Origin of the sequence: uncultured Fluviicola sp. (assembly GCF_902168135.1) — a bacterium.
GTDB lineage: Bacteria > Bacteroidota > Bacteroidia > Flavobacteriales_D > Crocinitomicaceae > Fluviicola.
Window position 1 is genome coordinate 165,691 of the sequence record NZ_CABHOL010000024.1, and the last position, 13,124, is coordinate 178,814.

Genomic DNA, 13,124 nt, shown 5'->3' on the forward strand with positions numbered 1-13,124 from the left:
AGGCATGATTAAATGCAATAAAATTTTCTGCGTTCCTCAGCGCTCTTCTGCGGGAAAAAGAGAAGAAATGGAAAGAAAAACAAACATTCATGCCGAAGACGGCAAACAGGAATTGATCATCACCCGCGAGTTTGATCTGCCTTTGGAATTGTTATTCAAAGCATACGAAGAATCAGATATTGTGGAACAGTGGATGGGAACAAAAGTGCTGAAACTGGAAAATAAAAAGCATGGAAGCTACCGGTTTGAAACAACCGATCCGATGGGAAACAAGCACGGTTTCAACGGAGTTATTCACGATTTTATCCCGAATGAAAAGATTGTCCGGACCTTTGAAATGGAGAATGCTCCTTTTGGTGCCCAGCTGGAGTTTTTGGAATTTGAGAAATTATCTGAAGATAAAAGCAAGCTGATTATGCATGTGATTTATCGTTCGCCCGAGATCCGCGATCAGATACTGAAACTTCCGTTTGCACAGGGAATCAATATGGCACATAACCGCATTCAGGAAATACTAAATGATCAATTATGAATGGCAGAATGATCAAGAGCATGACTCTTGAAAAGTCTTGATAATTGATCATTTCAAAATTGATAATTTTATGAATAGAGCAACAAAAATTAGCTATTGGATCGCCACTATCTGGCTTTCACTGGGAATGCTTTCAACAGGCATCGTGCAGCTGCTTCAAATGGAACAGGATGTAAAACGTATGGCCGCGCTGCAATACCCGGTTTACCTGTTAACCCTGTTGGGAATCTGGAAAATACTGGGAGTAATTGCTGTTTTGATTCCGAAATTCCCGATCTTGAAGGAATGGGCCTACGCCGGATTTTTCTTCGCCATGTCGGGAGCTGTTTTTTCGCACATTGCCTCCGGAAGTCCGTTGAGCGAAATCTTTCCTTCCATCTTGCTTTTAGTACTAACTGTTGTATCTTGGTATTTCAGACCGGCTGAACGAAGAATAACACAAACAAATTGAGCACATGAACCCGAAAGTCGATTGGTTTTTCGAGAAAGAAGAAAAGTGGAAAAGTGAGGTGAAGGAATTGCGGAAAATCTTACTGGAATGCCATCTGACAGAAGATCTGAAATGGGGCTGTCCTTGTTATACCTACGAAAAAAAGAATATTGTGTTGATCCATGTATTCAAAGAATACTGTGCATTCCTGTTCTTTAAAGGTGCGCTGATGAAGGACCCGAAAAAGATTCTTATTCAGCAGACGGAAAATGTACAGTCGGCAAGACAAGTGCGTTTTACCGGCTTAAAAGAAATAAAATCACTGGAGGCCGATTTGAAAGCATACATTTTTCAGGCAGTAGAGGTGGAGGAATCCGGGAAGAAAGTGGAGCTGAAAAAGACCAAAGAGTACCCGGTTCCCGAAGAATTAACAGCGAAGTTTCAAGAAAATCCCGCTTTGAAAAAAGCTTTCGGATCATTGACTCCTGGTCGGCAAAGAGCGTATATTTTGCATTTTTCACAACCCAAACAAGCGAAAACGCGCGAATCACGCATTGAAAAATGCACTCCCGATATTTTGGAAGGAAAAGGATTGAATGACGTGAATGAATATTTGATACAGAAAAAAGCATCGAAAAATGAGTAAGCAATTATCAGCAGAAGCGGCAAAGGAATTATTGAACGTACTGAAAAAGCGATTTGAAAAACACATGGACCGCCATAAAGGAATGGATTGGGCGAAAATACAAGCTAAATTGGAAGCAAATCCAAAGAAATTGTGGTCATTGGATGAAATGGAAGCCACTGATGGTGAACCGGACGTAATCGCTTACGATCAACAAAAAGACGAATACCTGTTTTGCGATTGTTCGCCTGAAAGCCCGAAGGGACGGCGGAGTTTGTGCTATGACCAGGAGGCCTGGAATTCACGAAAAGAACATAAACCGTCGGGTAGTGTACTGGAACGCGCAGCTGAAATGGGAATTGAGCTTCTAACAGAAGAACAATACCGCGAATTACAACAGCTGGGAAATTTCGATACCAAAACTTCCAGCTGGGTGCAAACTCCTGCAGCCATCCGCAAACTGGGAGGTGCCATTTTCTGCGACCGCCGCTACGGAACCGTTTTTATGTACCACAATGGTGCAGAATCTTATTACGCTGCCCGTGGGTTTAGAGGAATACTAAAAGTTTAAAAGTTCAAAAGTTTAAAAAGTTCCATGAGAATTTTTAGTTGAACCCTTTGAACAATTTTTAATTAGGAATTAGTATGCAAGAACTTCAAACAACTGCAACCTTTCAAATACCTCTCGCTTTGGTATGGGAAGCGTGGACGGATCCGGAAAAAATCATTCACTGGTGGGGACCGGACGGATTTTCAACAACCATTCACGAAATGGATTTTCGGGAAGAAGGATTGTGGAAATTGACACTTCACGGACCTGATGGAACTAACTATCCCAACAGGAGTATTTACAAAGAGATCATTCCGTTGAAGAAAATTGTATTTGAGCACTTTAATCCGCATTTTATAACGACCGTTTTATTCGAATCCGTTGAAAACGGCACCGAAATGCATTGGAACATGCTGTTCGATTCCGAAGAACAATACCAGGTTATTGTAAAAGCGCATAAAGCCGATGAAGGACAAAAACAGAATATAGAACGTTTGAACAATTACCTGCTGCAATTAATCGATGAAGGTAAATTCCGTGACTGAAGGTGAGGAGTAGGATGTTGTTTTGCAGTATTGTCACTATTCATGATTGGTAATTCCAAGTGTAAATTAATGTAAATTACAGTCGGAACGCTTCCTGTTCAGTGCGTATTCACGTAGATTTGCAGTACGATGCCCGGAAAATTGAAAATCATCACTTACATCTTGCTTCAGCTGCTTTTTAGCGGAACAATCGGTTATGCTCAAACACCGAAAGAAGAAAAGCACCTGTTGGTTTCACTGCGAATGGTCGGACATCAGGTCTTGTTGAGTTCCGGTGACAGTACTTCACGTGTATTTCCCATCGAAAAAGAAGGTGAAAGCTATAAAATCCAATTCGGGACGGCATTTGCTTTTAATCCGGGAGATTTAGCTTCAATAATTAACCGGGTAATCCTGGAAATGAAAGCCGCAAGTAGTTACATTGTGGAAGTAAAACGCTGCGAAAATGATGAAGTCGTTTACAGTTACGAAAAAAGTGATTCGATCAATCCGGAATTGATACCCTGCGGACCGCGTTATCAACCGAAAGCGTGCTATGTAATCTTCTTTACAGTCTTGAAAAGGTACAGTCTGAATACCGGATCGCTTTACCACACATCCCCGATGCAGCCATTACTTATGGAAAACCAGCCGGTATCGTCACCTTCTCTTCCGGTAAGAAAAACTGTTAAATCAGAACGATCTCTCCCGGTTGTTAAGAAAAGATCTTCTTATTCCCTGATTGCACTGCCCATCGGATCGATTTGTGCTTTTATAGGAGTATTGATTTATTTCAGGAGGAAAAGAGCCGCTGTGGTTCCGATTGTTGATGCTAGTGATCCGGATATTGTAAGAATAGGTGATACTTTGTTTGATCAGAAAAACATGACACTCCTCCATTCAAACGAAAAGACAGAATTATCCAGTAAAGAATCCGATTTGCTTTCCCTGCTCTATGAAAATAAGAACCAATCTATCGAACGGGAACATATCCTGAAAATCGTTTGGGGGGACGAAGGAGATTACATCGGAAGAACGCTTGACGTATTTGTTTCTAAACTGCGTAAGAAACTGGAACCCGACCAACGTATCAAAATCGTAAACATCCGCGGAATAGGCTATAAGTTTATCGTGAACTAGCTATTGGGATTTCGCATAGCTTTAACCAACGAGATCTATTTTTCTCCCTCATTCTCATTTTTTTCTCATTCTGTTTTCACCCACTGCCATAGGGTTGTCAGTAGTGCCTTGTAAGTTTGTTGAAATAGAATTCAAAAAGAAATGGTTCGACTTGCTTTATTGATCAATTGGTTTACTGTATTGGTGGCTTACCTGGAGTATGTGCTGTTTGGAACACTTTGGTTTGCAGTGTTTTTCAAAAAACAACTCTTCGTTTAAGAAGAGAGATAGAAATTTATAATTAGTTTAATGGAAAATGAATAAAAAAGAGATCCCCATTTTTTATCCCGAGAGCCGTATGGAATGGCGCCGGTGGCTGGAAGAAAACCACGTAGAAGAACAAGCTGCCTGGGTCGTTTTTTATACCAAAGCTTCCGGAAAGCCAACACTGACCTGGAGTGAAGCGGTAGATGAAGCGCTGTGTTTCGGTTGGATAGACAGCAAGAAAATTGCTATTGATTCCGAAAAATCGCACCAGTTTTTCAGTAAACGAAAAGCCAAAAGCACCTGGTCGAAGATCAATAAAGAAAAGATTGAACGCCTGATCAATGAAGGATTGATGACCAGGGCCGGACTTAAATGCGTTGAAATCGCCAAACAAAACGGATCGTGGACCATACTCGATGAAGTGGAAGAACTGGTTGTTCCCAAAGATTTTGAAGCTGCATTAGACCAGTATGAAGGAGCAACAGACTATTTTTTAGGTTTGAGCAAATCTGTAAAGAAAATGATGCTGTATTGGCTCATGAGTGCCAAACGACCGGAAACTCGACAGAAACGGTTGGATGAATTGGTAGAACACGCTTCCCGGAAAACCAAACCAAAGCAGTTCTAGTATAAATTGCTGTAATTCAACGAACAAAACTCAAATTCCATTATCTTAGCCTTTAAATGCATCAGGCTATGGAACAGTGTCCGATTTGCTATCACGAACTGGAAGTACGCGAGTGTGCTCCGTGCGATGATTGTGGCTGGGATCCGAAAGAAATAAACCATCTGAAACAGGGAATTCATACTTACAGCATCTATGAGGTCTATCAGGGGCTTCGACTGACTCTTTGTAACTTTTGCGATGTAGATTTTGGCTCATACCGGCCTGAGTATTTCGGTTTTACTGACAGAAAACGAATCGGTTTTCAGCATTTCGAATTGGTGAAAGAATTAGAAAATCCGCAGGTAGTAAAAGATAAATTTTGTCCGCAGTGTTCACGCAGGTTGACGTTTTTGACGTTTTTGAATGAAGTCAGGAGTTTGAATTCCAAAAGAAAAGCTTAGTTTTAAGTAACCTGAATTGAAAATGCTATGAGAAAATTAACCTGCCTTCTGAGCGTCATTCTTTTAATTGTTTCCTGTAAAAAAGAAGAAGAACCCACTAAAAACAACTGTCCCGGGAATGTGTACATTACTTCTGCAGATCTCTTAAACTGTCAATACCGCACCGGAAGTTATTGGGTGAGCATTGATTCAGTGACCATGCAGACAGACAGTGTTTACATCCACACCTTTGCCTATGGATTTAAGGGAGATTTCTGTACAACTTATGAGAATCATGAGTTCCTGACCATATCAAATCCCTGGGAGGTCAGGAGTTACATTGTTCTTCCGGATGGACTTTTCAGAGGTTTTGAAGGCACCGTAAATTCGGCGGTACCAATTTATGACGGCTACAACGGTTCTTTAGCGCAAAATGAAACCCGCTATGATTCCCTGTTCGTTTACGATCAGTTCTACTACCAGGTCCTAAGAACAGAAATTACAAATGATCCAACCGCAGGAGGTAAACACAGTTTTTATTACGTGAATTCGGATTACGGCTTTCTGAAACATGAAGTTTATGACGGATCAACACTCATTTCCAATAAAATACTGATGGGCAAAAACATCGTAAGGTGAAAAACGAGTTGCTGCTTTTGGTGATGTTGTTTCCTGATTTCTCGTCGAAGGTCCTCAAGAAAATAGGCATCATTTATTTATTCTTTCTTTTTTGCCGGATAATGAAATAAAGCGAAAGCAGCAAAGCAAATCCGCTGGTTGGTAAAATATACCACAAAATGGAAGTTTCCGTTTCCGGATCGATTACTTCAGCTGCTAAAATCAGAAAACTGTATTTCATCGGAATGCCTTTAAATCAGGGGATAATCAAACTCCTGAAGATGTTTCTTTCAATGAATTTACAAAAAAAATCCGGAAAAAATTTGCGAAACCGATCAGTTGCGTATATATTTGTGAAACCGATTGGTTTCGGATTTTAAAATTCAATGACATGAGAAGAGATGTTTTTCAAGCAATAGCAGATCCGACCCGCAGAGCAATTATCCTGCTGGTGGCTGTTCAATCCATGACGCCGAATGCCCTGGCCGAGCATTTCGATACCACACGTCAGGCAGTTTCAAAACACCTGCGCATTCTCACCGAATGTGAATTACTGCAGCAGAACCAATCGGGAAGAGAGATTTATTATCAACTCAACGGCGATAAAATGAAAGAGATCGATCATTGGCTGCAACAGTTCAAAAAGATCTGGGAAAGCCGCTTCAATCAATTAGATGATGTTTTAGCAACTTTAAAAACACAAAAAAAATGAATTCAAATCTGCTTTTTGACTTTTCCGTAAACAAGGAAAACAACACTATTCACGTAACACGCGATTTCGCAGCAAACCGCTCATTGGTTTGGGATGCGTGGACTAAACCGGAACTCCTGGACCTTTGGTGGGCACCGAAACCTTTCCTTACACAGACCAAGTCTATGGATTTCAGAGAGGGTGGTATGTGGCATTATGCAATGATTTCTCCGGAGAATGAAGTCCACTGGTGTAAACTGGATTACCAAACCATCGAAAATCAGAAGTCCTATTCCGGGTTGGATGGTTTTTGCGACGAACATGGAACGCTCAATGAAGCCTTCCCGCGTTCACAATGGAACAATGTGTTTTCCGATAACGGTGAAAATACAACAGTGAATATCACGATCAAATACGAAACCCTGGAAGATTTGGAAAAAATCATTTCGTATGGTTTTAAAGAAGGATTCTCGATGGCAATGGAGAACCTGGACCAGTACATCGAGATGAAATTTAAACTGCGTAATGAATTAAAGCCAAACCGGTTTCCGCGCGTTTGTACTTATTTGAATTTCCCGGGAAATACGGAAGAAGCATTCTTATTCTACCAGTCCGTTTTCAAAACCGAATTTTCGGGAAAAGGAATTCAGCGCTTCGGAGATATCCCGGCAGACGGAAATCACCCGCCGGTAGCAGAATCGGTCAAAAAAATGATTTTGCACGTCGAATTACCAATTACCGGACATCACGTATTGATGGGAACAGATGCTCCGAAAGAAATGGGATTTGAGCTGAATTCCGGGAACAATATGCATATTTCCATTGAGCCGGAAACCCGGGAAGAAGCGAAACGCATTTTCGACGAACTTTCAGCGGGAGGAAGGGTGACCATGCCGCTCGAGGATATGTTCTTCGGAGCATATTACGGTTCTTTCACGGATAAATTCGGAGTTAACTGGATGGTCAACCACACCAATTGAAAGTGAAAAGGCAAAAGTGAAAAATGTTTAACTTTTTGGATACCCTTTTTGGAAGCTTTAACTTGTTCGGAGTTACGTGTGAAAGTTACGAATCCAGTGAATTGTTAAAGGAGAAGGGAAATTTTAATCCTAAAAAATAGAGACGATGAAACACAATTTAGCACTTGATTTTTCTGTAGATAAAGACAACAGAACAATCACCGTAAAAAGAGAATTTGCGGCAGACAAATCCCTTGTTTGGGATGCATACACCAAAAGCGAGATCCTGGACCAGTGGTGGGGACCAAAACCTTGGAATGCACAGACGAAAACCATGGATTTCAGAGACGGCGGAACCTGGTTGTACGCCATGATTGGTCCGGATGGGCAGGAACATTGGTCGATCGTGAATTACACAAAGATCCGTCCGGAGGATTCTTTTGCCGGCCTGGATGCATTTACGGATAGCAACGGAAAAGTTAATGAAGATATGCCGCGTTCCAAATGGGAAGTTTCCTTTGAGAGCAAAGGAGATCTGACGGAAGTAACAATCCATATTTCATACGATGACCTTGCCCAGCTGGAAGAAACCATCAAAATGGGCTTCAAAGAAGGTTTATCTATGGGAATGGAGCAGCTGGACGAATTATTACCAAAACTTAAAAAGTAAAAGATGAAAAATAAGATTTTGTTTGTTGTCAGCCTGCTTTTCGGGTTGATGTTCATCAACTCGGGACTCAACAAGATTTTCCAATACATGCCGATGCCAAAAGATATGCCTGAAAATATGGTAAAACTGGTAGAGGCTTTTGCTGCAATTACCTGGTTGATGCCATTGATTGTGGTAGTAGAGGTCATCGGGGGTGTTTTGGTGATTATCCCTAAATACCGTGCGCTGGGAGCAATTATGATCCTTCCGGTTATGGTGGGAATTTTGCTCACACATATTTTTAATGCGCCATCCGGTTTGCCGATTGCACTTATTTTAACAGCAGTTTTAACCTGGATAATGATTGATAACCGGGCAAAATACGCCGCTTTATTCAGATAAATAACTATCTAATTACGAATTACGAATTACGAATTACGAATTACGAATTACGAATTACGAATGATTAATTGCAGTAGTGGCGAAAAATTTTTCGCCACTTTACACATAAAGTAATTGGTATCTGGCTCGTTCCAGCCGATTTTTTCAATTTTAAAAGTCTGTTTATGGAATTAAGATTGGAAGTGAATCTCTGAGTTGTAACTTTTAAATAGACAATTCATTGATTACCTTTAAAATCTAAATGCCCGAATGATTAAGAATAGTATATATTGCCTCTTTTTTTTGTTTGTTATTGTCCAAACTTTCAATTCTTTTAGTCAGGAAGAGGCGCGATTCAAGATTATAGAAAACAATAAATTCGGTTATATTGACCAAACAGGAAAGGTTATCATTCCTCCGGTTTTTCTTAATGCTGGAGAATTTTCCGATGGACTTGCAGCTGTACGGGTGAATGGGAGGTATGGATATATTGATATTCAGGGGAAGTTCATAATTCCGGCAGCATTTGACTATGCAGATGCATTTAATTTCGGTTTCGCAAGTGTTTATATCAATGGGAATGTAAAGCTGATAGACAAGAAAGGGAAAGAGGTCATAAATAATAGGCATTACAGAAATATCAGGTTGATTAGCTCGAATAAAGCAATTGTAAATGATAAAAAGGATTTTGTCAAATTAATTGATATTCATTCCCAAAAACTATTATCTCCGTATTCTTTAGAACGAGTTTTTGATTTTACCGATGGAGTCGCTATTGTATCCCGATTGAAGAGAGACAAAAAAGAAAGTTACGATTACGAGGTTGGATTGATGGATACAAATGGACGTATGGTAGTTGATTTTGGTAGATACATCCAGATCAAAACTTTTGCAAATGGATTTGCTCTTGTTAAATCCGGATATGAAAAAGATGACTTTGAAGGATATATTGATACGAAAGGGAGGTTGATTTTTAAAAGGCAATTAGAAGACCAGAGTTATTTGTACAAAGATCTCAATAGTGGGATGACAATTATCAACTTTAAGAACTATTGGGATCCAGTAAAAAAAGAATATACAGCTTTCCAAAAACAGTATACAGCTTATATCAATCTGAAGGGTGAAATTCTATTGAATGATACACTAAATTGGCACTTAGAGGAATTCTCAGATGGAAGAGTATTCATTAAGGAAAAGGAGCGATACCATCTCTATGATACGCAACTGAAAAGGATCGGGAATGAATCCTATGGCTTTGTTAAAGGAACATTCCATAATGGAATTGCACGAGTGATGAAAAAAGGGCTCTGGGGAATCATTGATACAAATGGAAGATACTTGTTCGAGCCAAAATTTGATGAAATCGTTCAAATTGATTATCAAGCTAAACTACTGATTTATGAAAGTTCGGATTCGTTAGATCAGTCTATTTATGGCATTGCCAATTTAAAAGGAGAACTAATTGGACTCCCGATTATTCAGGATTTTGACTCGAGACTTTTTCAAAATGATTTACTCAGAGTGTTGATTAATGATCGTTTAAGTTACCTCAACAAAGAAGGTGTGGTTGTTTGGGAAGAAAGTGATCTGTCTGTAACTGAACTTCCTTCATTTGATACGGAATATATGATAAGTGGTTACTTTACAGCGATTTCAGATGGAGATGAAGCAGATTTGGGAGGTTTTGGGAAATCCAGGAATTCGGCTAAACAAATTACGGATAGTTTTCCTTTCGAAACGAATAAATTAAGTGTTTGGGTAAATGAAATAGCCGATACATCTTTTTCAGAATATAAAGGGTTTCGGGTTTATGTTGCGAATAAGACCGCAGATACGATTCGTTTTGGTGCGCAGGATAGCCGCCTATATATGAATGTGCAGGCTAAAAATAAGCATGGAAAATGGGCGGACATTGAGCATTTGCCAAGTAGTTGGTGCGGAAATAGTTATCATAGATTAAAATTAATGCCCAATGAATACTGGCCTTTTGTAACCCCTGCTTATGAGGGAGAATACAAGACTAAGCTCAGGATCAAGCTGGAATATTCTGATAAAGGTAAAAATGGAAAAGAAGAACTTCAGATTATTTACAGTAATGAATACGATGGCAGTGTAAATCCCGGACAATTTTGGAACAAAGACCACCATATCCCAGCTGGAATTATGGATCCATATTCTTATTGATTTCCGGAAGTTTCGGATTGGCCGTCTAATGATTCGTAATTAGGCATTTGTAATTCGTAATTAGATAGTGTTACTTTTTCAACCCCTTGTATTATAGGAGTATGAAATCGATACTTCCACTTTTGTTACTCTTTCTTGGGATCGGAAAGACAACTATTGCACAAGTCTATATCAGAGAAAATTTCCGTTTTCGCGATACGCTGAAAGTCGCGAAGTACCGGCCGCTTGAAAACGGGTACAGTGTTGCCAGGATCCGGATGACTCCCGGCGAGCACACCATCCTGAATCCGGAAGATGTGAAAGCATTGAAAGACCAAACCATTATTCGTGTCGATCTGGTCTATTCCGATTATCCTTATGGTAAGGATTTCACGGAGCTGAACCGCCGGCGCATTTTGGAATTGTACATCCTGCTTCCGGAAGCTTTCAACAGCAGTATTATCGACTGGAATATTGTCAAACAAACCGGTGTGGAGTCACAGCGCGACATGCACACGTATTTCCATGGCTTTGAAATTTATTACCGGAAGATGCCGACTTACCAGGAAGAGCACAAAATCATCCAGGATATTGTAGAACAAAAAACACCTCCGCAGGATTCTAGCTTGTTGAAAGTTTTCGAGCGCCAGCCGACCTGGAAAAATATGCTGGTTGTCACGGACGTCACCGGAAGTATGGCTCCGTACACCTCACAGCTGCTGCTTTGGATCAAAGCCAATCAGAAACTAAAGACTTTCAAACAGATTGTCTTTTTCAATGACGATGAAGAAAACAGCAATACGCAGACCGGTACATTGGACCCAACCGGGCTTTGGACCATCGAATCATCGAATGCGGATAAAGTCATTGAACTGGCATACACTGCCATGGAAAAGGGAAATCACATCGAAAATGACTTGGAAGCCGTTTGCTATGCCATTAAAAAATACCCGGAGAACAAGAACAATGTGGTCCTGATTGCCGATAACTGGGAAGATCCCTGCGACATGAAACTCGTGGAATTTCTCAAACAGCAAAAAGTACCGCTGAAGATTGTGGTCTGCGGAGTAAAAGACCGCATGAATACTTTGTATCTCGACCTTGCTTATGCTACAGGCGGGAGCGTACACACCATGGAGGAAGACCTCACGAATATCGCTCAAATGGGGAACGGGAAAACGTTTAAACTGAATGGAATGAAATTCATGATGAGTGCCGGCAGGTTCATACAAATCGATAATTAGATCGAAAGGAAGAGTGATTCGTCATTAGTTTCGTTAAATTTGGCGGAGACAATTCAAATGATATGAAGAACTATGTGCTTGGTCTTTTATTAGTGGCCGCTTTCAATGTGTTTTCCCAGGATAAATCTTATGTGGAATATTATAAGCTGGTAAACAAGGCTGAAGAAGAATTTGTACTTAAAATGGATTCGAGCTGTTTTATGTATTACGACCGCGCATTTGCTCTTAACAAACCTTTTTTGAAAGATCCTTACATTGCCGCTCAAATTGCGCTTTACCTGAATGATAGTTTGCGTTTCAGAAATTATCTAGCCATCGCTTTCAAAAACGGAATGCCTTTGAAATCGGTTACTGCAAGCAAATTTATCCAGGAACGGTATTATCCGGAGTTGTACAAAACAGTTGCACGCTTGTATAAGCAATTCGGCCGACAGCCAAACGTAGATAAAGCATTGTTGGAACAGATCTGCGTCATGTGTTACCAGTCGGATAGTTTGAAGCTGAAAACAGGCGGGGATAGCCAGCAGTTCCATCAGAATGAGAATAAGACCCGGGAATTTTTGATAGAACTGCTAAACAAAGGTGTTTTCCCCAATGAGCACCTGCTGGGAATTAAAACCACCGAAATGTGGACTGAATTTTACAAAAAAACAGGACGAAAAGATCTGTATGCTGATATGCCGATGACTGATACTCAGTATTCCGAAGAATGTGAATTGCGTTTGAAATGCCCGATGAATATCGTACTCCACTCACAATGTTTTTTCCAGCAAAATAAACGGGCACTGTTTAAAGCGGTCGAAATGGGATACCTGCATCCGAAAGATTACGGGATTTTGGAAGAAAAATCGATCCTGTGGTTCAAGGAAAAATCAACAAATCCTGCCGAAACGTGCCAATTTCCGAAGGAAATAGTTTCCTACAATATTTTTGGGTTTGACCCGCAAAGTAAGGTTCAGACCTATGATGTGACGGCTGAAGGTATTCAGCGGGCAGATGCCAACCGCGCAAAAATTCACATGCAGAAATTCAGTGTCGATAAACGCAAGAAGGAATTGGAAGAAAAATACGGATTCGCTTTCTTTTTTGATTTTGTGGACCGGCCGTAACAAATAGGAAAAGGCAAGCTTTGATTGAACTTCCGATGCTTCTGCTTCACTCGTTGATGCTTTTGTAACCACATTTGCATCCTTCTGATTGACTTTCACACGCTTTTGCACGACGATCACGCGTCTTTGATTGAGCTTCCAATGCTTCTGATTAACGATCACGCGCCTTTGTTTTAGCTTTCGACGCTTTTGTTTTAGCTTCCCGCGTCTTTGTTT

At 40.4% G+C, this 13,124-nt stretch carries 17 protein-coding genes; 16 read left to right on the forward strand and 1 reads right to left on the reverse strand.

Going from position 1 to position 13,124, the window contains the following annotated elements; all coding sequences use genetic code 11:
• Nucleotides 1–67 precede the first annotated feature (67 nt).
• From QZT69_RS10130 to QZT69_RS10170, 9 genes are all read left to right on the forward strand, one after another.
• Nucleotides 68–532 (forward strand): SRPBCC domain-containing protein, encoded by a 465-nt coding sequence (locus QZT69_RS10130; RefSeq protein WP_294673684.1) that lies wholly within the window; start codon nucleotides 68–70, stop codon nucleotides 530–532.
• A 70-nt stretch (nucleotides 533–602) separates the two neighbouring features.
• The gene (locus tag QZT69_RS10135; RefSeq protein ID WP_294673686.1) at nucleotides 603–983 is read left to right on the forward strand and encodes a DoxX family protein; all 381 of its coding nucleotides are present in this window, start codon (nucleotides 603–605) and stop codon (nucleotides 981–983) included.
• Between the two features lie 4 nt (nucleotides 984–987).
• Nucleotides 988–1,608, forward strand: coding sequence for a DUF1801 domain-containing protein (locus QZT69_RS10140; protein ID WP_294673688.1), 621 nt, complete (start codon nucleotides 988–990; stop codon nucleotides 1,606–1,608).
• Nucleotides 1,601–2,158, forward strand: a complete 558-nt coding sequence (locus tag QZT69_RS10145) for a DUF4256 domain-containing protein (RefSeq protein WP_294673690.1) — start codon at nucleotides 1,601–1,603, stop codon at nucleotides 2,156–2,158. The genes QZT69_RS10140 and QZT69_RS10145 overlap by 8 nt, the downstream gene beginning before the upstream one ends.
• Nucleotides 2,159–2,232: 74 nt before the next feature.
• The gene (locus QZT69_RS10150) at nucleotides 2,233–2,682 is read left to right on the forward strand and encodes an SRPBCC domain-containing protein (RefSeq protein ID WP_294673692.1); all 450 of its coding nucleotides are present in this window, start codon (nucleotides 2,233–2,235) and stop codon (nucleotides 2,680–2,682) included.
• Between the two features lie 129 nt (nucleotides 2,683–2,811).
• Nucleotides 2,812–3,801: a winged helix-turn-helix domain-containing protein gene (locus tag QZT69_RS10155; RefSeq protein WP_294673694.1), complete on the forward strand. Its 990-nt coding sequence runs from the start codon at nucleotides 2,812–2,814 to the stop codon at nucleotides 3,799–3,801.
• A gap of 295 nt (nucleotides 3,802–4,096) precedes the next feature.
• Complete coding sequence (locus QZT69_RS10160; protein WP_294673696.1) at nucleotides 4,097–4,675, forward strand: YdeI family protein; 579 nt, start codon at nucleotides 4,097–4,099, stop codon at nucleotides 4,673–4,675.
• A gap of 68 nt (nucleotides 4,676–4,743) precedes the next feature.
• Nucleotides 4,744–5,115: a hypothetical protein gene (locus tag QZT69_RS10165; RefSeq protein WP_294673698.1), complete on the forward strand. Its 372-nt coding sequence runs from the start codon at nucleotides 4,744–4,746 to the stop codon at nucleotides 5,113–5,115.
• Between the two features lie 27 nt (nucleotides 5,116–5,142).
• Complete coding sequence (locus tag QZT69_RS10170) at nucleotides 5,143–5,733, forward strand: hypothetical protein (protein WP_294673700.1); 591 nt, start codon at nucleotides 5,143–5,145, stop codon at nucleotides 5,731–5,733.
• Nucleotides 5,734–5,806: 73 nt separating this feature from the next.
• On the opposite strand, the gene QZT69_RS10175 is transcribed toward QZT69_RS10170, so the two are convergent.
• Nucleotides 5,807–5,953: a hypothetical protein gene (locus QZT69_RS10175; protein WP_294673702.1), complete on the reverse strand. Its 147-nt coding sequence runs from the start codon at nucleotides 5,951–5,953 to the stop codon at nucleotides 5,807–5,809.
• Nucleotides 5,954–6,103: 150 nt separating this feature from the next.
• On the opposite strand from QZT69_RS10175, the gene QZT69_RS10180 reads away from it, so the two are divergent.
• The 7 genes from QZT69_RS10180 to QZT69_RS10215 all read left to right on the forward strand — a co-directional run bounded on the left by QZT69_RS10180 (nucleotide 6,104) and on the right by QZT69_RS10215 (nucleotide 12,908).
• Complete coding sequence (locus tag QZT69_RS10180; protein ID WP_294673704.1) at nucleotides 6,104–6,424, forward strand: helix-turn-helix transcriptional regulator; 321 nt, start codon at nucleotides 6,104–6,106, stop codon at nucleotides 6,422–6,424.
• The gene (locus tag QZT69_RS19180; RefSeq protein WP_367242151.1) at nucleotides 6,421–7,383 is read left to right on the forward strand and encodes an SRPBCC domain-containing protein; all 963 of its coding nucleotides are present in this window, start codon (nucleotides 6,421–6,423) and stop codon (nucleotides 7,381–7,383) included. Before QZT69_RS10180 ends, QZT69_RS19180 begins: the two co-directional genes overlap by 4 nt.
• A 145-nt stretch (nucleotides 7,384–7,528) precedes the next feature.
• Nucleotides 7,529–8,032, forward strand: a complete 504-nt coding sequence (locus QZT69_RS10195) for an SRPBCC domain-containing protein (RefSeq protein ID WP_294673706.1) — start codon at nucleotides 7,529–7,531, stop codon at nucleotides 8,030–8,032.
• Between the two features lie 3 nt (nucleotides 8,033–8,035).
• Nucleotides 8,036–8,413, forward strand: coding sequence for a DoxX family membrane protein (locus QZT69_RS10200; protein WP_294673708.1), 378 nt, complete (start codon nucleotides 8,036–8,038; stop codon nucleotides 8,411–8,413).
• Nucleotides 8,414–8,662: 249 nt separating this feature from the next.
• Nucleotides 8,663–10,576: a WG repeat-containing protein gene (locus tag QZT69_RS10205; RefSeq protein ID WP_294673710.1), complete on the forward strand. Its 1,914-nt coding sequence runs from the start codon at nucleotides 8,663–8,665 to the stop codon at nucleotides 10,574–10,576.
• Nucleotides 10,577–10,677: 101 nt separating this feature from the next.
• Nucleotides 10,678–11,799 carry a hypothetical protein gene (locus QZT69_RS10210; RefSeq protein WP_294673712.1) on the forward strand — a complete coding sequence of 374 codons (1,122 nt, stop codon included), beginning with the start codon at nucleotides 10,678–10,680 and terminating at the stop codon, nucleotides 11,797–11,799.
• 62 nt (nucleotides 11,800–11,861) lie between these two features.
• A complete protein-coding gene (locus QZT69_RS10215; protein ID WP_294673714.1) occupies nucleotides 11,862–12,908 on the forward strand; it encodes a hypothetical protein in 1,047 nt (348 codons plus the stop codon).
• Nucleotides 12,909–13,124: the final 216 nt, after the last annotated feature.